At 73.4% G+C, this 22,822-nt stretch carries 20 protein-coding genes; 12 read left to right on the top strand and 8 right to left on the bottom strand.

What is annotated here, in order from left to right:
- Positions 1–201: 201 nt before the first annotated feature.
- Positions 202–1,785 carry a methylmalonyl-CoA mutase family protein gene (locus tag AB0J86_RS23380; RefSeq protein WP_363859718.1) on the top strand — a complete coding sequence of 528 codons (1,584 nt, stop codon included), beginning with the start codon at positions 202–204 and terminating at the stop codon, positions 1,783–1,785.
- Between the two features lie 529 nt (positions 1,786–2,314).
- Entirely contained in the window at positions 2,315–3,568 is a 1,254-nt protein-coding gene (locus AB0J86_RS23375) for an amidohydrolase (RefSeq protein WP_363859717.1), read from the top strand.
- Between the two features lie 52 nt (positions 3,569–3,620).
- Here AB0J86_RS23375 and AB0J86_RS23370 read toward each other — a convergent pair whose 3' ends face one another.
- Positions 3,621–4,463 (bottom strand): PhzF family phenazine biosynthesis protein, encoded by an 843-nt coding sequence (locus AB0J86_RS23370; protein WP_363859797.1) that lies wholly within the window; start codon positions 4,461–4,463, stop codon positions 3,621–3,623.
- Positions 4,464–4,715: 252 nt separating this feature from the next.
- Positions 4,716–5,813, bottom strand: a complete 1,098-nt coding sequence (locus tag AB0J86_RS23365) for a DUF4349 domain-containing protein (RefSeq protein ID WP_363859716.1) — start codon at positions 5,811–5,813, stop codon at positions 4,716–4,718.
- Positions 5,814–5,997: 184 nt separating this feature from the next.
- Between AB0J86_RS23365 and AB0J86_RS23360 the strand changes: the two genes are divergently transcribed.
- Positions 5,998–6,627, top strand: coding sequence for an MBL fold metallo-hydrolase (locus AB0J86_RS23360; protein WP_363859715.1), 630 nt, complete (start codon positions 5,998–6,000; stop codon positions 6,625–6,627).
- 17 nt (positions 6,628–6,644) lie between these two features.
- On the top strand, positions 6,645–7,676 hold the full coding sequence (locus AB0J86_RS23355) for a hypothetical protein (protein ID WP_363859714.1): 1,032 nt from the start codon (positions 6,645–6,647) through the stop codon (positions 7,674–7,676).
- A gap of 96 nt (positions 7,677–7,772) precedes the next feature.
- Here the strand turns inward: AB0J86_RS23355 and AB0J86_RS23350 are convergent, their stop codons facing one another.
- Entirely contained in the window at positions 7,773–8,228 is a 456-nt protein-coding gene (locus AB0J86_RS23350; protein ID WP_363859713.1) for a gamma-glutamylcyclotransferase, read from the bottom strand.
- Positions 8,229–8,334: 106 nt separating this feature from the next.
- Between AB0J86_RS23350 and AB0J86_RS23345 the strand changes: the two genes are divergently transcribed.
- The 3 genes from AB0J86_RS23345 to thrS all read left to right on the top strand — a co-directional run bounded on the left by AB0J86_RS23345 (position 8,335) and on the right by thrS (position 11,928).
- Positions 8,335–9,738, top strand: coding sequence for an NAD(P)H-quinone dehydrogenase (locus tag AB0J86_RS23345; protein WP_363859712.1), 1,404 nt, complete (start codon positions 8,335–8,337; stop codon positions 9,736–9,738).
- Between the two features lie 217 nt (positions 9,739–9,955).
- A complete protein-coding gene (locus AB0J86_RS23340) occupies positions 9,956–10,234 on the top strand; it encodes a hypothetical protein (protein ID WP_363859711.1) in 279 nt (92 codons plus the stop codon).
- 479 nt (positions 10,235–10,713) lie between these two features.
- Positions 10,714–11,928: a threonine--tRNA ligase gene (gene thrS / locus AB0J86_RS23335; RefSeq protein ID WP_363859710.1), complete on the top strand. Its 1,215-nt coding sequence runs from the start codon at positions 10,714–10,716 to the stop codon at positions 11,926–11,928.
- Between the two features lie 47 nt (positions 11,929–11,975).
- On the opposite strand, the gene AB0J86_RS23330 is transcribed toward thrS, so the two are convergent.
- Complete coding sequence (locus AB0J86_RS23330; protein ID WP_363859709.1) at positions 11,976–12,419, bottom strand: DoxX family protein; 444 nt, start codon at positions 12,417–12,419, stop codon at positions 11,976–11,978.
- A 90-nt stretch (positions 12,420–12,509) separates the two neighbouring features.
- On the opposite strand from AB0J86_RS23330, the gene AB0J86_RS23325 reads away from it, so the two are divergent.
- On the top strand, positions 12,510–13,100 hold the full coding sequence (locus AB0J86_RS23325; RefSeq protein WP_363859708.1) for a TetR/AcrR family transcriptional regulator: 591 nt from the start codon (positions 12,510–12,512) through the stop codon (positions 13,098–13,100).
- 20 nt (positions 13,101–13,120) lie between these two features.
- Here AB0J86_RS23325 and AB0J86_RS23320 read toward each other — a convergent pair whose 3' ends face one another.
- Positions 13,121–14,560, bottom strand: a complete 1,440-nt coding sequence (locus AB0J86_RS23320; RefSeq protein ID WP_363859707.1) for a GuaB1 family IMP dehydrogenase-related protein — start codon at positions 14,558–14,560, stop codon at positions 13,121–13,123.
- A gap of 88 nt (positions 14,561–14,648) precedes the next feature.
- Positions 14,649–16,406: a biotin carboxylase N-terminal domain-containing protein gene (locus tag AB0J86_RS23315; protein ID WP_363859706.1), complete on the bottom strand. Its 1,758-nt coding sequence runs from the start codon at positions 16,404–16,406 to the stop codon at positions 14,649–14,651.
- 350 nt (positions 16,407–16,756) lie between these two features.
- Here AB0J86_RS23315 and AB0J86_RS23310 point away from each other — a divergent pair, with 350 nt between their 5' ends.
- The 4 genes from AB0J86_RS23310 to AB0J86_RS23295 all read left to right on the top strand — a co-directional run bounded on the left by AB0J86_RS23310 (position 16,757) and on the right by AB0J86_RS23295 (position 20,653).
- Entirely contained in the window at positions 16,757–17,455 is a 699-nt protein-coding gene (locus AB0J86_RS23310) for a PadR family transcriptional regulator (RefSeq protein WP_363859705.1), read from the top strand.
- A 125-nt stretch (positions 17,456–17,580) separates the two neighbouring features.
- A complete protein-coding gene (locus tag AB0J86_RS23305) occupies positions 17,581–18,537 on the top strand; it encodes an ATP-binding cassette domain-containing protein (protein ID WP_363859704.1) in 957 nt (318 codons plus the stop codon).
- 25 nt (positions 18,538–18,562) lie between these two features.
- Entirely contained in the window at positions 18,563–19,318 is a 756-nt protein-coding gene (locus AB0J86_RS23300; RefSeq protein ID WP_363859703.1) for an ABC transporter permease, read from the top strand.
- Between the two features lie 99 nt (positions 19,319–19,417).
- Positions 19,418–20,653, top strand: a complete 1,236-nt coding sequence (locus AB0J86_RS23295; protein ID WP_363859702.1) for an MFS transporter — start codon at positions 19,418–19,420, stop codon at positions 20,651–20,653.
- A gap of 120 nt (positions 20,654–20,773) precedes the next feature.
- On the opposite strand, the gene AB0J86_RS23290 is transcribed toward AB0J86_RS23295, so the two are convergent.
- Positions 20,774–21,949, bottom strand: a complete 1,176-nt coding sequence (locus AB0J86_RS23290; protein ID WP_363859701.1) for a glycosyl hydrolase family 28-related protein — start codon at positions 21,947–21,949, stop codon at positions 20,774–20,776.
- 210 nt (positions 21,950–22,159) lie between these two features.
- The gene (locus tag AB0J86_RS23285) at positions 22,160–22,813 is read right to left on the bottom strand and encodes an O-methyltransferase (RefSeq protein ID WP_363859700.1); all 654 of its coding nucleotides are present in this window, start codon (positions 22,811–22,813) and stop codon (positions 22,160–22,162) included.
- Positions 22,814–22,822: the final 9 nt, after the last annotated feature.

Genomic DNA, 22,822 nt, shown 5'->3' with positions numbered 1-22,822 from the left:
AGCCACCGGAGAGAATCGAGGGGCTGGGACACAACTCCCCTATCTTGAGGGTTCCGGTGCCAGAAGGGAAAGTTCGGTCGGCGCGCCTTCTGCCGGAGTCGGCCCTCGGGTATCAAGTTTCTCACTCTGAGTGCTTCTTTTGAGCAGAATTGTACGGGATTGTTCGACCGGCCGGCCGGTGCCACGCCCTACCATCCCGTCATGAGCGAACCCCGGTCGAGCGAATCCGGCTTTCCGATCAAGCCTGTCTACTCGGCGACGGACGCGCCCGAGAAGCTGGACGAGCGGCTGGGCGCACCGGGTGAGTATCCCTTCACCCGTGGGGTCTACCCCACCATGTACACGTCGCGCCCCTGGACCATGCGCCAGTACGCCGGTTTCGGTACCGCCACCGAGTCGAACGCGCGCTACCACCAACTGCTGCGGGCCGGGACGATGGGCCTCTCGGTCGCGTTCGACCTGCCCACCCAGATGGGGTACGACTCCGACGACCCGGTCGCGCACGGCGAGGTCGGCAAGGTCGGGGTCGCGATCGACTCCATCGAGGACATGCGGCTGCTCTTCGACGGCATCCCGCTGGACCAGGTCTCCACCTCGATGACGATCAACGCGCCTGGCTCGGTGCTGCTGCTGCTCTACCAGCTGGTGGCGGAGGAGTCCGGGGTGCCCGGCTCGGCGCTCAAGGGGACGATCCAGAACGACATTCTCAAGGAGTACATCGCCCGGGGGACGTACATCTTCCCGCCGAAACCCTCGCTCCGGCTGGTCGCGGACACCTTCGGCTACTGCCGCCGGGAGGTTCCGAAGTGGAACACCATTTCCATCTCCGGCTACCACATGGCGGAGGCCGGCGCGACGCCGGTGCAGGAGATCGCCTTCACCCTCGCCAACGGCCTCGACTACGTACGCGCCGCGCTCGCGGCCGGGCTGCGGGTGGACGACTTCGCCCCCCGGCTCTCGTTCTTCTTCGTCGCCCGCACCACGCTGCTGGAGGAGGTGGCGAAGTTCCGGGCGGCGCGCCGGATCTGGGCCCGGCTGATGCGTGAGGAGTTCGGCGCCACCGATCCCCGCTCCTGGATGCTGCGGTTCCACACCCAGACCGCGGGGGTGCAGCTGACCGCGCAGCAGCCGGAGGTGAACCTCGTCCGGGTCGCCGTGCAGGGGCTCGGCGCGGTGCTCGGCGGCACCCAGTCGCTGCACACCAACAGCTTCGACGAGGCGATCGCGCTCCCCACCGAGAAGGCCGCCCGGTTGGCGCTGCGTACCCAGCAGGTGCTCGCGTACGAGACAGACCTGACCGCCACGGTCGACCCGTTCGCCGGCTCGTACGTGGTGGAGGCGATGACGGACGAGATCGAGTCCGGCGTCACCGAGCTGATGGCGCGGGTGGCCGAGTACGGCTCCGCGGTCGACGCGATCGAGAGCGGGTTCCAGAAGCGGGAGATCGAGGCGTCGGCCTACCGGATCGCGCAGGAGATCGACTCGGGCGAGCGGGTCGTGGTCGGCGTCAACCGCTTCACCGTGGCCGAGGAGGAACCGTACGAGCCGCTGCGGGTCGACCCGGCGATCGAGCGGGCACAGGCGGAGCGACTGGCGCGGCTGCGGGCCACCCGTGACTCCGGCGCCGTCGAGCGTGCCCTCGCCGATCTGCGTACGGCCGCCGCGGGCACGGAGAACGTGCTCTACCCGATGCGGGAGGCGCTGCGGGCGAGGGCCACCGTGGGCGAGGTCTGCGGCAGTCTGCGCGAGGTCTGGGGCACGTACCAGCCGACCGAACGCTTCTGACCTTCCCGTCGATCATGGAGTTGTGGTCGGAACGGGAAGGGTGAAAACGGGCCATACCGTCGACCACGACTCCATGATCGACGCGGACGGTCCGGGAACGTTTCGGGCTGGTGTTCCTGTGGGTACGTTCCGCCCAGGCTGACGGATATGACGGACATGGTGTCCGTACCCGGGTGATTCGCGCGTGCCAGGGTGGGGTCCCGCCCGCGCCCGACCGGCGTGACGATCGTCGACGGCGGCGGTCGGATCCCGCCGATAATCCGACAATTCGGGTGCGGAGCCCTCGGGGTGCGAGGGAAAATCGTGACTGACGGAACCGTCACGCGTTGTAGGAGGTGGCGGGTTGATGTCGGCGTCGGATGGCGATCCACGTGCGATCCCGTACGGTCTCGAGCGCTCCTACCAGGGATTTCGTGACGCTGCGCGTTCCGATCACTACCGTAACGAGGTTGCGCAGCGTCACCGTCGGAGGTCTAGGCTGTCTGCTGTTCCCACTGACCCATCCACGACTAGTGATCGAGAATTCGACGTGACGAGTGCGTTGACGCTGCCGACAGGCGGCCCGCTGGCGTCGGTCTGGCCCGAGATGCCGCCCGAGGCCGAGCCTCTCCCATCCGACCTCGACCAGCTGCTCGCACTGCGGGTACCCGACCTGATCGTCACGAGACGCACCATCCACGCGCATCCCGAACTCTCCGGCCAGGAGTTCCAGACCGCCGCGCTGATCGCCCGCGAACTCGCCGGCGCCGGGCTCGACCCGCGCCTGCTGCCCAAGGGCAACGGCGTGATCTGCGACATCGACGGCGAGCCGAGCGGTCCGGTGATCGCCCTGCGGGCCGACATCGACGCGCTCCCGCTGGTCGACGTCAAGGACGTCCCGTACCGCTCGACCGTGCCCGGGGTCTGCCACGCCTGTGGCCACGACGTGCACACGACCGTACTGCTGGGCGTGGGCCTGCTCCTCGCCCAGCTCGCTCAGCGCGGGGAGCTGCCCGGGCGGGTCCGACTGATCTTCCAGCCGGCCGAGGAGATCCTGCCCTGCGGCTCGCTGGAGGTGATCGAGGCCGGCGGGCTGGAGGACGTGGCCCAGATCTTCGCGCTGCACTGCGACCCGAACCTGCCGGTCGGGCAGGTCGGCCTGCGGGTCGGCCCGATCACCGCCGCCGCGGACAACGTCACCGTACGGCTGAGCGGCCCGGGCGGGCACACCGCCCGCCCGCACCTGACGGTCGACCTCGTCGACGCCCTCGGCCGCCTGGTCACGGAGGTGCCGGCGCTGGTCGGTCGCCGGGTACCGGCCAACAGCGGACTGCTCCTGGTCTTCGGCCAGGCCTCGGCGGGCACCCAGTACAACGTGATCCCCTCCGAGGCGGTCGCCTCCGGCACGCTGCGCGTGCTGGACCGGGACACCTGGGAGCTGGCCCCGAAGATCGTCACCCAGGTGGTCCGGGACGTGATCGCCCCCACCGGCGCGACCGTCGACGTCGAGTACCTGCGGGGCCGCCCGCCGGTCGTCAACGACGCCCAGGCCATCCGGGTGCTCACCGCGGCCACCACCGCCGCGCTCGGGCCGGCCGGCGTCGCCGAGACGCCGCAGAGCATGGGCGGCGAGGACTTCTCCTGGTACCTGGAGTACGTGCCCGGCGCGCTCGCCCGCCTCGGCGTCGGCCGTACCGCGCCCAACGCCGACCTGCACCGGCCCACGTTCGACGTGGACGAGCGGGCGATCGCCGTGGGCGTACGGCTGCTGGTGCACACGGTCTTCAGCGCGTTCGCCGCCTGACGGCGCCAACCGCAACGGCCGACGGCCGCGTCGACGGCGCCGGCCGCGACCGTCAGCCGACCAGCGTGCCCCGCACCACCGTCACGGCCTGACCGGCGAGCGTGACCCGGTCGCCCCGCAGCCGGGTGCGGAGCCGGCCGCCACGCGGCGACGCCTGCTCCGCCCGGAGCTCGTCCCGCCCGAGGCGAGGGGACCACCAGCTGGCCAGGGTGCAGTGCGCCGAGCCGGTCACCGGGTCCTCCGGCACGCCGACGGAGGGATAGAAGCAGCGGCTCACGATGTCGCTGTCGCCGCCATCGGCGCCGCCCGTCGCCTCCGCCGCGGCCGTGACGATGATCCCGCGCGCCGGTACCCGGGCCAGCGCGGCCAGGTCGGGCCGCAGCTGTCGTACCTGCGCGGCCGAGCCGACCTGCACGAGTACGTCGGAGACGCCCCGTCCCGCCGCGACCAGATCGGCCCCGGGCAGCGCCTCCCGCAGCTCCGGGCCCGGATCCAGCGGTACCGCCGGATCCGCCGGGAAGTCCAGCTCGATCCAGCCACCGGCGCCCACCGCGCAACGCAGCTCGCCGCTGAGCGTCTCGAAGACGCAGTCGGCGGCGAGCACGTGCGCGGTGGCCAGGGTGGCGTGCCCGCAGAGCGCGACCTCGGTGACCGGGGTGAACCAGCGCAGCGACCGGGTGCCGTCGGGGCGTACCGGGCCGACGAAGGCGGTCTCGGAGTGGCGCAGTTCGGCCGCGACGGACTGCATCCAGGCGTCGGTACGCGCCCCGTCGAGCAGTACGACCCCGGCCGGGTTGCCCGCGAACGGCGTGTCGGTGAAGGCGTCCACGACGTGCAGCTCGGCGCCGGTCATCGGCCGGCCCCCGCGCCGCGTCCCGCCCGGCGCCACCGCCATCTTCCGCACTGCCCCACCCCTCCGCCGTCGCGGCGCCGCCGCGCCGTCCGTCGTCCGTCGTGCCGGGTCGCACACCGGCGCGTACCGGCGGCCGCACATCCGGCTGTCGCACCTCGTGGGGTACGCGCGCGGCGTACCCACCGCAAGATCCTGCCGGGTCGGTCCCGGCCCCCGCCGCGGGCCCCCGGGAAGCGGCCCCGGGCCCGCCGCGCCGTGCTCCGGCGCGGCGGTCGCCGCGCCGGAGCGGCCACGTCAGCTTCCGGGCGGCGGTACCCGGGGCGCCGCGATCTCCGGCGCCGTCGCTGTGGCCCGGCCCGGCGCGGTCTCGCCGGGCGGAGCCTGCCCGGGTACCGCCTGCCCGGGTGTGGCCTGGACCGGCGCGACCACCGGGGCCCCGGGCTCGGTGGGGCGGCTCGTACGCCGGCGTCGCCGGAGCAGCCACACGACCACCAGCGCGGGTACCCCGAACGCCACGAGCCACGGCAGCAGGGCGCCCAGTACGGCCGAGAGCACGCGCACCGTGGCGACGAGGGCCCGCCAGCCACCGTCGAGACCGGCCAGGAACCCGACCGGCTCGTCCTGCCGCTTCTCCTCGACGATCTTGGCCTCGTGGCGGAGCAGCACCACCGTGACGGTGGAGAGCGCGGTGAGATCCGCCAACCGCCGCTTCTTCGCCTCCAGCGACGCCAGGTCGGCCTCCCGCTTGGCCAGCTCACCCTCCAGCGTCACCAGCTCGCCGAGCGTCTTCGCCTGGGCGAGCAGCCGCCGGCCGCTCTCCACGCGGGCCCGCTGGGTGCTGATCCGGGCATCCAGGTCGACCACCTCCTCGGTGACGTCCTGGGTGCTGATCTCACGCCGTTCCGGGGTGCCCAGCCCGGCGAGCTGCTCCACGACCCCGGCGAAGCGCTCGGCCGGTACCCGCAGTTGCAGGGACGCCTCGGCGCCGTCGGCGGTGCTGCTGCGGTTGTCCGCGCCGACGAAACCGCCGGCGGCGGTGGCGATCGAGGCGGCACGGCCGGCCGCGGCGTCGACGTCGTCGACCCGTACGTTCATGGAGCCCCGATAGATGATGGAGCGCTGGTCGACCCGCAGGTCCGGCGCCGCCCCCGGCTGTCCTGGCGCCGCCGCCCCGGGCTGCCCCGGCGCCGCCCCGGCGGCCGGCGGCGCGGCCTTCTCGCCGGCCCCGGGTGCCGCCGCCCCCGGCCCTCCCTGGTCGTTCGCATCCGCCGGCGCCGCCGAGCCGGCGCTGTCCTCCGCGCCGCCCGAGCAGCCGCCGGCCACCAACAGTGCGATGGCGAGGCCGGCAATGCCGAGGCCGGTCGCCAGTCGCCGTCTTCGCGTCCCGTCCATCTCTCCTCCTGTTTCCCGGGCGCTGCCTGCTCCGGCCGGGCCCGGGGCGCCGGAACCCGGGCCGGGGTCCGGCGCGCCGTCGGTGTGACCATTGGCAAAGCGATCCGTCAGACGAGCCGCGACGAGCGGCTGGTTCCGGCAGACTGCGCTTGGAACGTCACGATTCGGCTCTGAGGGGGTCACGGTGCGGTTGACCAAATTCGGCCACGCCTGCGTACGGTTCGAACAGGACGGTGCGGTGCTCGTCATCGATCCCGGTTCGCTGACCGCCCGGGAGGCGCTCGACGGCGTGGACGCGGTACTGGTGACGCACGAGCACCTCGACCACCTCGACGTGAACGCCCTGGTCGACGCGCTGGAGAAGCGCCCGTCGGTGACCGTCCACACGCATCCGGCGGTGATGCCCAAACTGGACGCGCTGCGGGACGTGGTGACCGCGGTCGACGCGGGCGACGAGTTCACCGCCGCCGGCTTCGGCGTCCGGGCGTACGGCGGTTGGCACGCCGAGATCCATCCCGACATCCCCCGGGTACCCAACCTCGGCTTCCTCGTCGACGACTCCGTCTACCACCCGGGTGACTCGTTCGACGTACCGGTCGGGGCCCGGGTGGAGACGCTCTTCGTACCGGTCTCCGGCCCGTGGCTGAAGCTCTCCGACTCGGTCGACTTCGTCCGGGCGGTCGGGCCCCGCCGGGCGTACGCGCTGCACGACGGCCTGCTCAGCGACGCCGGGATCGCGGTCACCGACTCGAACATGACCCAGCTCTCCCGCTGCGAGTACGCCCGCCTGACCCCCGGGACCAGCGTCGACTGAACCGGCGGGCAGCGGCGATGGCACGGGTATCCCGGGACGTGGTGGACCGGCTCTACACCAGCCCGCCCGAGGGCTTCGTCGCGGCGCGCAACGAGGCGGTGGCGGCGGCCCGCGCCGCCGGTGACGCCGACACCGCCCGCGAACTGGCCAAGCTGCGCAAGCCGACGCTCGCGGCCTGGCTGGTGAACCTGCTCGCCATCCGCCGGCCCGACCTGGTTGCGGAGCTGGCCGAGCTGTCGGCCGCGCTGCGCGCCGCCCAGCGGGAACTGCGAGGCCCGCGGCTGCGGGAACTCTCGGGACAGCGGCGCGCGGCCGTGGCGGGCCTGGTCGCCGAGGCGCGCTCGCTGGCCGCCGAGGCCGATCCGGGGCTGCCGGCCGCCCGGCTGCCCCTGGCCGAGGTCGAGTCCACGTTGCAGGCCGCGCTCTCCGACACGGACATCGCCGAGCAGGTCCGCTCCGGCCGGCTGGTGCGGGCAGCCTCGTACGCGGGCTTCGGCGAGGTGCCCCGGCCGCAGCTGCGCCTGGTCACCGGGGGACTGGAGGAGACGCCGGCCCGCCGGGAGCGGCCGGGGGGCGATACCCGGGCCGGCGGCGGCCGTACCGGTCCGGAGCGGGCCGCGACGGCGGGCCGGCGGGCGGCCGGGGCGCGGCGGGAGGAACGGGCGGCCGGGAGGCGCACGGCCGCCGCCGAGCGGGCCGGCGCGGCCGGGACGCGGGCCGCCGAGGCCCGAGAGCGGGAGGCGCGGGCCGCCCGGGCCGGCCAGCGGCGGGCGCTGGACCGGGAGCTGACCCAGGCGCGTACCGGGCAGGAGCGGGCCGAGTCGGAGCTGGCGGCGGCCGTCACCGCCGAGCAGGAGGGTGCCGGCGAGCTCGCCGAAATCGAGACCGCCCTGGCCGAGCTGGAGCGGCGCCGGACCGCGGCGGAGCAGGAGGTCAGCCGCCGCAAGCTCGCCCGCCGGGCCGCCGAGCGGGCCGTGGTCGCCGCCCGGCGTCACACGGGCGACGTGGAGGCCGCGATCGAGGCGTTCGAGGCGGAGGGGGAGCCCTGAGCGGAGATCCGCCGTCGCGACCGCTGTGGCGCGCTCAGGCAGAGGCGGTGCCCGGTCTGAGATGGGGCAGCCGGGAGAGCGACCGCTGTGGCGCGCTCAGGCGGAGGCGGTGCCCGTGGGACGGGAGCGGAGCTCGGCCACGTAGTCGTCCGGGGCGCCGGCCTTCTCGGCCGCGTTGGCGATCTCCGACAGGTACCACGAGGTCGGCATGCCACCCTCGTACCCGTCGAAGACGTAGACCCAGGCGGTGACCTCGCCGTCCAGCGTGACGACCCGTACGTGCAGCTTGCGGTACGTGCCGGAGACCACGCCCTCGATGTCGTCGAGCTGGGCGGCGTCGCGCGGGTGCACGTCGTAGAGGGCGACGAAGACCCGGTCGCCCGGGGACTCGACGATGGTGGTGACGGCACCCTCCCAGCCGATCACCCCCTCGCCGGCGAAGGTGAGCCGCCAGCCCTCCAGCCAGCCGGTGCCGACCATGGGCGAATGCGGACAGTAAGCCCGCATCCGGGCGGGATCGAGGTTCGAGCCGTACGCGGCGTAAAGACGCACGGCGATGACGATAGCCCGATTTGGCGGTGGTGGAGAATACGACCGTGCGTGTCGGACGGCTCAGGGAGGAGAAAGTCACCGTGAGCATCGAGGGAAGGCTGGGGCTGTGAGCCAGATCGTGATCATCGGCGGGGGGCCGGCGGGGTACGAGGCGGCACTGGTCGCCGCCCAACTGGACGCCGACGTCACCGTGGTCGAGGCGGACGGCGCCGGCGGGGCCTGCGTGCTCTCCGACTGCGTACCGTCGAAGACCTTCATCGCCAGCTCGGAGGTGGTGACGGGGTACCGCGACACCGAGGAGTTCGGCGTGCACTCCGACGGCCTGGAGGCCGTCACCGTGGACGCCACGGCGGTGCACGACCGGGTGAAGCGGCTCGCGCTCGCGCAGTCCGCCGACATTCAGGCCAAGCTGATCAAGGCCGGCGTGGTCTTCGTGCACGGCCGGGCCCGGCTCGGCGAGGACACGCTCGGTCACACCCACCGGGTCATCGTCACCCCGGCGCATGGTGACGCTGAGTACTCGATCAACGCCACCACGGTACTGGTCGCCACGGGCGCGACGCCCCGGGTGCTCCCGAGCGCGGTGCCGGACGGCGAGCGGATCCTCACCTGGCGCCAGGTCTACGACCTGCCCGAGCTGCCGGATCACCTGGTGGTGGTCGGTTCCGGCGTGACCGGTGCCGAGTTCGCCAGCGCGTACCTGGCCATGGGGGTCCAAGTCACGTTGGTCTCCAGCCGGGACCGGGTGATGCCGCACGAGGACGCCGACGCCGCCATGGCGATCGAGCGGGTCTTCCGCGCCCGCGGGATGAGCATCCTGAACAACTCCCGGGCCGACGCGGTACGCCGTACCGCCGACGGCGTCGAGGTGGAGCTCTCCGACGGGCGGGTGGTCTACGCCTCGCACGCGCTGATGGCGGTCGGCTCGGTACCGAACACGGCGAACCTCGGCCTGGCCGAGTACGGCGTCGAGGTGGCTCCGGGCGGCTACGTCACCGTGGACCGGGTCTCCCGTACGAACGTGCCGGGCGTCTACGCCGCCGGGGACTGCACCGGCGTGCTGCCGCTGGCCAGCGTCGCCGCCATGCAGGGCCGGATCGCGATGTGGCACGCGCTCGGCGAGGCGGTCGCGCCCCTGCGGCTGCGTACCGTGGCCGCCAACGTCTTCACCGACCCCGAACTCGCCACGGTCGGGGTCTCCCAGCACGAGGTGGACAGCGGTCGGGTGCCGGCGCGCCAGGTCATGCTTCCGCTCGCCGGCAACGCCCGGGCGAAGATGGCCGACCTCTCGGACGGTTTCGTCAAGCTCTTCTGCCGGCCCGCCAGCGGTCAGGTGATCGGCGGTGTGGTGGTGGCGCCCAAGGCCAGCGAGCTGATCCTGCCGATCACGATGGCGGTGGAGAACCACCTGACGGTGGACCAGATCGCCCACACCATCACGATCTACCCGTCCCTCTCCGGCTCGGTCACCGAGGCAGCGCGCCAGCTGATGCTGCACGAGCTGGAGTGACGCGGCCCGCCGCCACCGGCACCCGTGCGGTCCGGCGCTGGTCGCGGTGGCGCCCGCCACTCACAATGGGGTGAGTCCCGCTGACGGGACTGCCCGTGGCCGTCCGGCCCCGGTGCGGCACGTACCGCGATCGCTCCGGGGGCGGCGGGTGGCCGGCAGGCCTCGACCGGCGAGCGCGTCGCGCCGGCCGGTGCCGCCCCACAGAGAGGCATCGGACATGACCAACCCGGCGAACCAGCCGCGGAACGAGGCGGCCCGAGCCCGACAAAACGCCCAGCGGATGACGGACCAGGCCAACCGGCACCACCGGGAGGCCGTGCCGGGGTATGCGGAGCAGCGGCGCCGCCGGCAGGTCGGCCACTTCGACCGGTCGGTTCCCGGCGGCCGGCCACCGCCGCCCGAGCCGCGCCCGGCCAGGCTGAGGATCGTGGTGGCGCTCGTCGTGGCCCTGCTCGCCTCCGGTGCCCTCATTTGGATCATCCTGGCCAACCGATGAGCCGGCCCCAGCCGATCATCCGCGATCATGTACCGGTCGTCCGGTCCTGCCGGGCGTGCCGGATGTCGGCGTACCGTTGACTGCGCGGAAACCGCTCACCTCAGGTCCCCCGTTCCTGACGTACGCGGATCGCCATCAGGGCCGTCGGCGGGTCCCGCGCCGGCGGCCCACCCCCGGCCGGGCCGAGATCCCGGGTCCGCCGCCGCGGCGGCCGTACCCGCGTGCGGACCGCCCCGGGTGGAAATGCGCTGGCCGGTCCGGGCGGCACGACGTAACCTTCCCGCCATGCGTATGGCAGCGGTACTGACGACGACGCCGGGAGACCCCGGCGTGCCGCGCTGACGCACCTCACCGTCGACGAAGCCCCGGGCGATCCGCTCGGGGCTTCGTCGTGTTCCTGGTCGAGTGGCCGGCCCCGGGCGGTGGCGGCGACGAGCCTCGTCGCGCCGGCGCCGGGCGTACCAATCCAGGAGAACGCCATGTCCGACCACCGCAAGCTCGGCCGCGAGCTTGAGCTGTTCCACGCCGACCCGCTCGCCGGCGCGGGCCTGCCGATCTGGCTGCCGGCCGGGGCCGCCGCCCGGCACGCCGTCGAGGAGTACGTCCGTGAGCTGGAACGGCGGGCCGGCTACCAGCACGTCTACTCGCCACCGCTGGGCAAGCGCGAGCTGTTCGAACTCTCCGGGCACCTGGGCTACTTCGCCGAGGACATGTTCCCGGTGCTGCGCCTGAGCGCCGACGACGAGTTCGTGCTCCGGCCGGCGCTCTGCCCGCACCACGCGCTGGTCTACCGGGCGCGGGGGCGCTCCTACCGGGAGCTTCCGCTGCGCATCGCCGAGCTGGGCGGGATGTACCGGTCCGAGCGGTCCGGGGTGCTCGGCGGGCTCAGCCGGGTACGCGCCATCTCGCTCAACGACGCGCACAACTTCTGCGCGCTGGAGCAGGTCGGGCAGGAGGTCGCCGAGATCCTCGACCTGATCCGCCAGGCCCACGCCGCACTGGGCGTACGGCCCGCCGGGTTCCGGCTGTCGCTGCGCGGGCCCGGGGCCAAGTACATCGGCGACGAGGGGATGTGGCGGGTCGCCGAGGAGTTGCTGCGCGAGGCGCTGGCCGGGGTGCCGTACGAGGAGGCGCCGGGCGAGGCGGCCTTCTACGGGCCGAAGATCGACATCCAGATTCGGGACGACGCCGGTCGCGAGTCGACCCTCTCCACCATCCAGCTCGACTTCGACAAGCCGGAGAAGTTCCAGCTCTCCTACGTGGACCGGCACGGCGGGCGGAGCCGACCGGTGATGGTGCACCGCAGCCTGATCGGCAGCATGGAGCGGCTCTTCGCGTACCTGATCGAGGTGCACGACGGAGCCTTCCCGGCCTGGTACGCGCCGGAGCAGGTGCTCGTGCTGCCGGTCGCGGGGGAGCAGGCGGGGGCGGCGCGGGAGTTCGCCCGAGCCTGCGTCGAGGCGGGACTGCGGGCCTCGGTCGCCCCCGACGGGTCGCTCGGCGCCCGGATCCGCGCCGGGGTGCGGCGCCGGGTGCCGTACCTGGCGGTGATCGGCGCCCGGGAGGCGGCGGCCGGTCGCGTGGCCCTGCGGCTGCGCGACGGCCGGTCCCTGGACCCGGTGCCGGCGGTCGAGGCGGTGCGCCTCGTCGCCGGGGTGGTCGCCAGCCGGTCGCCGGAGCTGCTCCCCGCCTGAGCGCCCGGGGCGTCCGGAACCGCTCCCCGCCGGACGCCCCGGGCGGCTCACGGGCCGACCAGTACGGCCACCGCCAGCGCGAGGTAGCAGACCTGCTCGACGGTGCGTCGGCCGATCGGAGTGACCGGGCGACCGCCCAGCGTCAGCCCGCGGCGGGCGGCCGAGACGTTCGCGGGGAACATGGCGAGCAGCAGCAGGGCCAGGCCGGCGGCGGCCCACCGGCTGGTCGCCGGGATCAGCAGGCCCACGGCGCCGGCCAGCTCCAGCAGGCCGGTGACGGTGACCAGCAGCTCGGGTCGGGGCAGGGCCGGCGGCACCATCGCGACGAGGTCGGCGCGGAGCTTGACGAAGTGCGCGCTGGCGGTGACCAGGAACATCAGGGCCAGGCCGACGCGGAGCGCGGGGTGCCAGCCGTCGAGCGCGGCGACGCCGGCCAGTCCGGCCAACCGGGCGGCCACGAAGCCGGCGACCAGGGCGATGAGGGGAGCCATGGCTCTCTCCGTTCCGGAGCGGGGAAATCTTGTCACCGACAAGATGGCAGCCGGGTGCACATCTTGTCAATGGAAAGATATGCTGGCCACATGGGAGCGAAGAACGCCGCCGTCGGGCGGCCGTACCACCACGGTGACCTGCGCCGGGCGCTGCTCGCCGCCGCGGTCGAGGCGATCGAGGAGTCCGGACCGGCGGCGCTGAGCCTGCGCGACCTGGCCCGCCGCGCGGGCGTCTCGCACGCCGCGCCCACGCACCACTTCGGCGACAAGGCCGGGCTGCTCGCCGCGCTGGCCGCCGAGGGGTTCAACCTCTTCGCCGACGAGCTGAACCGGATCCGCGAGCGGACCGGCAGCCTGGTGGAGATCGGCGTCGGCTACATCCGCTTCGCCGTGGAGCACCGGGCGCACTTCGAGGTGATGTTCCGCCCCGACCTGCACGCCCCCGACCACGCGGAGCTGACGGCCGCCCGCGAGCGCGCCGGCGAGACGCTGCGCGCCGGCCTCGCGACGCTGCCCGACGCGCCCACCGGGGCCGACGCCCGGTTCGCCGGGCTCTCCGCCTGGTCGATCGTGCACGGCTTCGCCACGCTCTACCTCAACGGCGCGCTACCGCCCGAGGTCGACGCCGACCTCGACGGGACCAGCCGCGCCGTCATCGGCCGCCTCTTCGCCCCGCGCTGACGCCCCGGCCCGGGCGGCGGTCACCAGCTCGTCGGCAGCGCCATGCCCTCGGCGTACCCGGCGGAGCTCTGCACCCCGACCACCGCCCGGGCGTGGAACTCCGCCAGGTTGGCCGCCCCGGTGTACGTGCAGGCGCTGCGCACCCCGGCGACGATCTCGTCGATCAGGTCCTCCACGCCAGATCGGGCCGGGTCGAGGAACATCCGCGCGGTCGAGATCCCCTCGTCGAAGACCGCCTTGCGGGCCTGGTCGAACGGGCTGTCGTCCCCGGTACGGGCGCTGACCGCCCGCGCCGAGGCCATGCCGAAACTCTCCTTGTACCGCCGGCCGTCCGCGTCGGTGTAGAGGTCCCCGGGCGACTCGTACGTGCCCGCGAACCAGGAACCGATCATCACGTTGGACGCGCCCGCGGCCAGCGCCAGGGCCACGTCCCGCGGGTGGCGTACCCCGCCGTCCGCCCAGACGTGCCGGCCCAGCTCGCGGGCCGCGGCCGCACAGTCCAGCACCGCCGAAAACTGCGGGCGCCCGACACCCGTCATCATCCGGGTGGTGCACATCGCACCCGGCCCGACGCCGACCTTGACGATGTCCGCACCGGCCTCGACCAGGTCCCGTACCCCCTCGGCGGTGACCACGTTCCCCGCCGCCACCGGTACCGGCGGGTCGAGCGCGCGCACCGCCCGCAGTGCGGCGAGCATCCGCTCCTGGTGCCCGTGCGCGGTGTCCACCACCAGCGTGTCGACGCCCGCGTCGAGCAGGGCGGCCGCCTTGCCGGCGACGTCGCCGTTGATCCCGATCGCGGCGGCCACCCGCAGCCGGCCCTTGTCGTCCAGCGCCGGTCGGTAGAGCGTGGCCCGCAGCGCGCCCTGCCGGGTGAGCACGCCCACGAGCCGTCCCTCGACGTCGACCACCGGCGCCAGCCGCCGCCGGGTGGCGGCCAGCCGGTCGAAGCCGGCGCGCGGGTCGGCCTCGGCCGGTACCGTGTGCAGCTCGGTCGACATTACGTGCCGCAGCTGGGCGAACCGGTCGACCCCCACCGTGTCGGCCTCGGTGACCACGCCCAGCGGCCGGCCGTCGGGGTCGACCACGATCACGGCGCCGTGCGCGCGCTTCGGCAACAGGTGGATCGCGTCACCGACGGTGTCGGTGGGCCCCAGCGTGATGGCCGTGTCGTGCACCAGGTGCCGCCGCTTGACCCAGGCCACCACCTCGGCGACCACGTCGATCGGGATGTCTTGCGGCAGTACAGTGATCGCTCCCCGCCGGGCGGCCGTCTCGGCCATCCGCCGCCCCGCCACCGCGGTCATGTTCGAGACCACGATCGGGATGGTGGTACCCGTGCCGTCGCTCGTGGCGAGGTCGACGTCGAGCCGCGACGCCAGGTCGGAGCGGGTCGGCGCCATGAAGACGTCGTTGTACGTCAGGTCGTGCGCGGGGGCCGCGCCGGAGAGAAATCGCACCTGGCAATCATGGCCGCCCCGCGACGATCCCGCCGGGGCCGCGACGGAACCGGTCGGGCCGGCCCGCCCCGTGGCGGGCCGGCCGGCGTCAGGAAATGGTGCAGATGGTGGCACCGGCACTGATCACGGCGCCCACGTCGGCGCTCAGGCCGGAGACCACGCCGCCCTTGTGGGCGTGCAGCGGCTGCTCCATCTTCATCGCCTCCAGGACCACGACCAGGTCACCCTCGGCTACGGTGTCCCCGTCGGCGACCGCGACCTTCACGATCGTCCCCTGCATGGGGGAGGTGAGCGCGTCCCCGCCGGCGCCGCCGGCCGCCTTGCCGCCGGTACCGCGCCGGCCCGGCCGTCGGCCACCGGTCGCGGCGGCGGGGGCGGTGCCCGTACCGGCGCCGAAGCCGGCGGGGAGGCTCACCTCCAGCCGCTTGCCGCCGACCTCGACCACGACGGTCTCGCGCTCGGCCGGCGCCGGCGCCGCGGCGGGCGCGGCGTACGGGGCGATGGTGTTGTCGAACTCGGTCTCGATCCAGCGCGTGTGCACGGTGAACGGCTCGGCGGTGAAGGCCGGGTCCCGGACCACCAGGCGGTGGAACGGCAGCGCGGTCGCCATCCCGTCGACGACCATCTCGTCCAGCGCCCGCCGGGCGCGCTCCAGCGCCTCGGTCCGGGTCTCGCCCGTGATGATCACCTTGGCGAGCAGCGAGTCGAAGTTGCCGCCGATCACGTCCCCGGCCGAGATGCCGGTGTCGACGCGTACGCCGGGGCCGGTGGGTAGCCGCAGCGCGGTGACCGTACCGGGGGCGGGCAGGAAGCTGCGTCCCGGGTCCTCGCCGTTGATCCGGAACTCGATCGAGTGCCCGCGCGGCGCCGGGTCGGCGTCCAGCCGCAGCTTCTCACCGTCGGCGATGCGGAACTGCTCGCGTACCAGGTCGATGCCGGAGGTCTCCTCGGTGACCGGATGCTCCACCTGGAGCCGGGTGTTGACCTCCAGGAAGGAGATGGTCCCGTCGGCGCCCACGAGGTACTCGACCGTACCGGCGCCGTGGTAGCCCGCCTCGCGGCAGATCGCCTTGGCGCTGGAGTGGATCTGCTCGCGCTGCTCGGCGGTCAGGAACGGCGCGGGGGCCTCCTCGACCAGCTTCTGGTGCCGCCGCTGCAACGAGCAGTCCCGGGTGCCCACGACGATCACGTTGCCGTGCTGGTCGGCGAGGACCTGCGCCTCGACGTGGCGGGGCCGGTCCAGGTAGCGCTCGACGAAGCACTCGCCCCGGCCGAAGGCGGCGATCGCCTCCCGGGTCGCCGACTCGAAGAGGGCCGGGATCTCCTCCATCGTGCGGGCCACCTTGAGCCCGCGCCCGCCGCCGCCGAAGGCGGCCTTGATCGCCACCGGCAGGCCGTGGTCGATGGCGAAGGCCATCACCTCGTCGGGGCCGTTGACCGGGTCGGGGGTGCCGGGCACCAGCGGCGCGCCGGCGCGCTGGGCGATGTGCCGCGCGGTCACCTTGTCGCCGAGGTCCCGGATCGCCTGCGGGGTGGGCCCGATCCAGGTCAGGCCGGCCTCGATGACGGCCGCGGCGAAGTCGGCGTTCTCCGAGAGGAACCCGTACCCGGGGTGGACGGCGTCGGCGCCGGCCCGCGCCGCCACGTCCAGCAGCTTGTCGATCCGCAGGTACGTCTCGGCCGCCGACTCGCCGCCCAGGGCGTACGCCTCGTCGGCGAGCGTGGTGTGCAGCGCCTCCCGGTCGGAGTCGGCGTAGACGGCGACGCTGCCCAGGCCGGCGTCGCGGCAGGCACGGATGACCCGGACGGCGATCTCGCCCCGGTTGGCGATGAGTACCTTGCGCACGCTCTTCCCTCTTGCTCGCGGCGTTGGGGGCTCGCTCCTGCTCGCGGTGCCGGGGATCGCGAACCGCCCCTCCCCGTTACTGACAGGGCAGTTTATCGGCACGTTTCCCGGCCCGAGCCCCCCGTGCTTGTGGCATGCCACACTGACACCGCTGGTGGCCGCCAGTTCGGCCGCCGCTTCTCCGCGCCGCCGCGCCCGGTCGCCGGTCCCGCGTCGGCCGGCCGCCGCTTCTCCGCGCCGCCGCGCCCGGTCGCCGGTCCCGCGTCGGCCGGCCGCGACCGGGGAGCCGGCACGCCCGTGCCGTCCAGGGCATACCTCGAATAGTCAAATTTGGCTATTACGCTTGTGGGGTGTCTGCGACTCGAATGATGATCCTTGGCCTGGTCAACTGGATGCAGCCGGTGCACGGCTACGACGTACGCCGCGAGCTGCTGAGCTGGGGTGCGGAGCGATGGGCCAACGTGCAGCCCGGCTCGATCTACCACGCCCTGCGCAAGCTGGCCGAGGAGGGCCTGCTCCGGGCCGTCTCCACCGAGCAGGTGGGCGCGCGTCCGGCCCGTACGACGTACGAGATCACGGCGAAGGGCGTGGACGAGTTCGAGTCGCTGCTGCGCGACCTGTGGTGGCGGTTCCAGGAGACGCACGACCCGTTCGTGGCGGCCTTCTCCTTCCTGCCGGCGCTGCCGCGCGAGGAGGCGGTGGCTGCGCTGCGCAACCGGGCGCGGCTGCTGCGGGCCAACGCCGAGTCGATGCGCACGGCGCTGGAGTCGGACTGGATCAGCAAGTCGAAGCCGCTGCACGTGGCCTGGATGTTCGAGCTGTGGATCGCCCGGGCGGAGGCCGAGATGGCCTGGTGCGAGCGGGTCGCCGGGCTGGTCGAGTCGGGAGTCTCGTACGTGCCGGACGAGCTGGCCGGCACGCAGGGTTGGAACAACTGGTCGCCACCGGGTGAGGCCGGGGCGGCGTCGGGTGAGGCTGATCCGGCGTCGGGTGTGGCTGATCCGGCGTCCGACGGCGGGTCCGGTCGGGTGGGCGACAACAAGAAATAATCAACCTTGACTAAAAAAGCTATATCGCGTTAGCCTCGGCCGAGCGTTGGGGTGGGCGCCTCTTGGCGTGGTCCCCGGGGGACGTGGCCGGCGGTTCGACCGGCCTGACCGACCAGGAGCAGAAAATGATCGAGACCAGAGGGCTGCGGAAGTCGTTCCGCTCCCGACAGGGCAAAGAGACGAAGACGGTGGAGGCGGTGCGCGGCGTCGACCTCGTCGTGGCCGAGGGGGAGATCTTCGGCTTCCTCGGCCCGAACGGCGCCGGCAAGACGACGACCCTGCGCATGCTCGCCACGCTGATCGAGCCCGACGGCGGCGAGGCCACCCTGGCCGGCGCCGACCTGCGGAAAGACCCGGCGGGGGTGCGGCGGCGGATCGGCTACGTGGCCCAGGGCGGCAGCACCTGGGACGACTCGACGGCGCGCGAGGAGCTGGTGCTCCAGGCCCGGCTGTACGGGCTCGGCAAGGCCGAGGCGCAGGCGCGTACGGTCCGCGCCCTGGAGGCGTTCCAACTGACCGAGTACGCCGATCGCAAGTGCAAGACCTACTCCGGCGGGCAGCGCCGCCGGGTCGACATCGCCCTCGGGATCATCCACGAGCCGAAGATCGTCTTTCTGGACGAGCCGACCACCGGGCTCGACCCGCAGAGTCGGGCGCACATGTGGGACGAGATCCGGCGCCTCCGTGACGAGGGGATGACCGTCTTCATCACCACGCACTACCTGGACGAGGCCGACGCGCTCTGCGACCGGATCGCGATCATGGACCATGGCGAGATCGTCGCCGAGGGGACGCCCGCCGAACTCAAGCGCGAGGTCTCCGGCGACGTCGTCATCGTGGGCGTCGACGGTGCCGCGTCCCGGGCCGCCGAGGTCTTCGACACCGAGCCGTACGTGACGAAGCTGGAGACCCCCGACGAGGGCGGGCTGCGGCTCTACGTGGAGGACGGCACCACCGTCATGCCGCAGATCCTGCGCACGCTCGACGCCGCCGGTATCGCGCTCAGCTCCATCGAGCTGCACCGGCCGAGCCTCGACGACGTCTTCCTCACCAAGACCGGCCGCTCGCTGCGCGAGTCCTGACCCCGCCCCCACACAGGAGAATCCGATGAAACTCGCCCGGGACACCTGGCTGATCTTCCAGCGGCAGTTCCTGCTGCTGATCCGCAACCCCATCTGGATCTTCGTCGGCGTCTTCCAGCCGGTGATGTACCTGCTGCTCTTCGCCCCGCTGCTCAAGCCCGCGCTGAACGCCCCCACCCAGGCCGAGGCGTACCGGATCTTCGTACCGGGCCTGCTGGTGCTGCTCGCCATCTTCGGCGGGTTGTTCCAGGGATTCGGGTTGATCGCCGAGCTGCGGGCCGGCGTGATCGAACGGTCGCGGGTCACCCCGGTCAGCCGGCTCGCCCTGCTGCTCGGGCGCTCGCTGCGGGACGTGGTCTCGCTGATCGCCCAGGCCATCATCATCACGCTGCTGGCCCTGGCCTTCGGGCTCACCGTCTTCATCGGGGACCTGCTGCTGGCGTACCTGATGCTCGCGCTGATCGCGCTGATGACCTCGGCGGTCTCGTACGGCATCGCGCTGCGGGTCAAGAGCGAGGACGCGCTGGCGCCGCTGATGAACACGATCGCCCAGCCGGTGCTGCTGCTCTCCGGCATCCTGCTGCCGCTGACCTTCGCACCGTCCTGGCTGCGCCACGTCGCCGACTGGAACCCGTTCTCCTGGGCCGTCGACGGCACCCGGGCGCTCTTCGCGGGAGACCTCGGCAACGACCGGGTGTGGCAGGGGCTGACCATCGTGGCCGTACTGACCGCCGCCGCCGTCTGGTGGGCCGCCCGCGAGTTCGCGCGCAGCGTGCGGTAGTTCGTCCCCGTCGCCGCCGGGCCGGAACCCGCTGGTTCTGGCCCGGCGGCGTTCCGGCCCGGCGGCACCGCGAGCCGGTGACCCGGTAACGTCTCGACCGTGCCTCGCCTCTTACACGACCGGCTCACGTGGCTCAGCTACGCGCAACTCGGCGTGTGGGGCTTCTTCCTCTACGGCTTCGGTCCGGTCGTGCCGCTGCTCCGCGACGAGCAGCACACCAGCGCCGCCGTCGCCGGCCTGCACAGCACCGGGCTGGCCGTCGGCGGGGTGCTCGGCGGGCTGCTCTTCCCGGTCCTGTCCCGGCGGCTCGGCCGGGGCTGGGCGACCTGGTGCGCCCTCGCCGGTGTCGCCGTCGGCGTGGCCGCGCTCTGCCTGCTCCGGCCCACCGCCGCCACCCTCGCCGCCACGGTCTTCACCTCGACGGCCGGCACGCTGCTGGTCAGCGGCATCAACACCACGCTCGTGGCGCACCACCGGTCGGCGGCGCCGGCCGCGATCAGCGAGGCCAACGCCGCCTGCGCCGGCATGGGAATCCTCGCGCCCATCGTCATCGGGCTCGCCGTCGGCGCCGGCGCCGGCTGGCGGCCGGCACTCGCCGCCGAGGTCGGGCTGATCGCGCTGGTCGCCCTGGCCGCGCTCGCGTTCCGGGTACGCCCGGGGCGCGGCGCCGACCCGACGACCGGTACGGCCAGCGCCGGCCGGCTGCCCCGGGCGTACTGGATCGCCTGGTGCCTGCTCGGCGTCACCGGCTCGATCGAGGTCTGCCTCTCGCTCTGGTCGGCCGACGTGCTGCGTACCCATGCCGGCATGTCCGCCGGCGCGGCCTCCGCGGCGCTCGCCTCCATCGTCGCCGGGATGTGCGTCGGGCGGATCGCCGGAGGCCGCGTCGCCCTGCGGGTCCCGCCGATCCCGCTGCTGGTCGGGGCCCTGGGCGTCTCCCTCGCCGGGTTCGCCGTCTTCTGGCTCGCCACCGTCGGCTGGCTCGCCGTCCTCGGGCTGCTGCTCGTCGGGCTCGGCAACGGCATGCACTACCCGCTCGGCATCTCGGTCGCGCTGGCCGCCGCCGAGGGGCAGGCCGACCGGGCGTCGGCCTACTCGTCGTACTCGGTGGCGGTCGGGTTCGGGGTCGCTCCCGTCGTACTCGGTCGTCTCTCCGACGTGGCCGGACCGCACCTGGCGTTCCTGCTGGTCCCGGGCCTCATCGCGGTGGCCGCGCTGCTCGCGGTACGCCTCGGGCGGGCGCTGCGGCTGCGCGCCGCGGCCCTGCCGCCGCTAGACGCCCGCATCGACGGGCCGGCCGCGCCCGCCGTCCAGGCCGCGGAGGCGGAGGCGTAGCGACCGCACTCGCCGCGCCGCTAGCCCACGTCGATCTAGGGCATATCCCTGTGGTTCGATCTCCAATCACGACGATTTGCCCTAGATCGGCGAGCGTGCGAGTCCCGGTGGCCGGGCCGCTCAGACCAGGACCGTGACCGACGATTTGGCGCCCACCGTGCCGCTCACCCCGCCCACGAAGGGAGCGGGCCGGTTCGGGTCGCCGACGACGCGGGCCATCACGTAGTCCACGCCGGACGCGAGGTACAGCGCCCACATCATGCCCTTCGCAGGAATCCACGACCCGCCGCCACCGGCCCGCTGGTACGCGTTGCCGTCGACGCTCACCGCCGAACTGCCCACGTAGAAGCCGGCCGAGTAGCGGTCGGTACCGGGGTCGCCGACGCCGGTGGAGTCGGCCGTGCAGCCGGAGACGGTGGCACCCCGCCCCACGATCTCGAAGCCGCAGCCGCGAGTGTCCTGCGCCTCGCAACCCACCACGGTGGCGCGGGTGCCGACGCGGAAACCCGGCCCGGGGGTGGCGCCGGACCCCGAGCCGTACACCTTCGAGCCCCAGACCTTGATGTTGCCGCCCGCCAGGTGGTAGCCGCCCAGCGTGCCGCCCTGGGCGGAACAGCCGCTGACGAACCCGTCGGAGGAGTCCAGGTGGTACGCCCAGCCGCCGGCGTTCTCGACCCGGCAGTCGGTCACCTTGAACTCCCGCTGCCCGCCGGAGTAGGCCCCGCCCAGGAAGATCCCGTCGCCCGTGGTCTGGGCGACGAAGACCCGGGACAGCCAGGGCGCCGGGTCCGGCCCGTACGTCGTGGGCTTCGCCGAGATCTGCAGGTTGATCCCGTTGGCGGCGAGCTTCGCGGCGTCCAGCCCGATGTCGCGTACCGAGACGCGCGAGCCGGTGAAGGTGCCCGACGGAGTCTGGACCAGCGCGCTGCCGGCGAAGCCGGGGGCGGCCTTCAACAGCGTGGAGAGCGGGCCGGCGCCGACGAGGCTCTGCCGGTCGCCGAGGACGATGGGCCCCTTCACCGGGTACGTGCCGCCGGCCACGAAGACCGCGCCCTGGCCGACGGCCGCCAGCGCGTCGTTGATCGCCTGCTGGGCGCCGACGGCCGGATCGACCTCGAACGGGGCGCCCGAGCCGGCGGGACCGACCCAGGGAAGCCCGGAGACGACGACCGCGTACGCCGGCGAGGGCGCCATGCCGGCCACCATCGGTACCGCCGCCGCCGCCGCCGCGGCGGCGAACGTGCCACCCGCCGCCCGCAGCAGCGCTCGCCGGTTGGACTCCGGAAACTCCAGCATGCCGACCCTCCTCCGGTGCCGCTCGGCCGCCGTACGCGGCTGCGAAGGCGTCGCCCGCTCGCGGCCGTTTCGATCACGAGATGTGCGCCCACGGCACCGACGGTGCCGTGGGCGCGAGCTATCCGTGATCGTGGATGGGTACGGCGGCGCGCGCAAGGGCGGAAGAGGACAACCCGGACGGCCGGCCCGACGTTCCGGAGTCCGACCCCGTCAGCGGCGCCGGGCGAGCGTCAGACCGTCGGCGACCGGCAACATCACCACGTCGACCCGTACGTCGTCGCGGACCGTCTCGTTGAAGGCGGCGATGGCCCGGTCGGCTTCGTCCTGCGGCGCCAGTACCCGGCCGTGCCGCAGCACGTTGTCGACGGCGATGACCCCACCGGGCCGCATCCGGGGCACCAGTTCCGACCAGTAGAGCGGATAGCCGGTCTTGTCCGCGTCGATGAACGCCAGGTCCAGGTGCGGCTCCGTCGGCAGCGACCGCAGCGTCTCGGCGGCCGGCCCGATGCGCAGCTCGATCCGGTCGCTCACCCCGGCCCGCTCCCAGTACCGCTGGGCCACCGAGGTGAACTCGGAGGAGATGTCGAAGCAGGTCAGCCGCCCGCCCTCGGGCAGGCCACGGGCGATGGCGAGCGAGGACATCCCGGTGAAGGTGCCGATCTCCACCGCGTGCCGGACGTCCAGCAGCCGGGTCAGGAACGTGAGGAACGCCGCCTGCTCCGGGGCGACCTGCATGCCCGCCTCGTCCGGCAGCGCCGCCTGCGTCTCCTCGGCGAGTTCCTGAGCCAGCTCGTCCGGCGGCGTACCGTGCGCCACGATGTAGGAGTGCAGCTCGTCGGTGAGTGGCAACGACTTCCTGGTCATGAGCCGACG

It is taken from the genome of Micromonospora sp. NPDC049559 (genome assembly GCF_040676675.1).
GTDB lineage: Bacteria > Actinomycetota > Actinomycetes > Mycobacteriales > Micromonosporaceae > JBFAPK01.
Note: the sequence above shows the minus strand (reverse complement) of the source record. Positions and strands in the feature narration are given on the sequence as shown.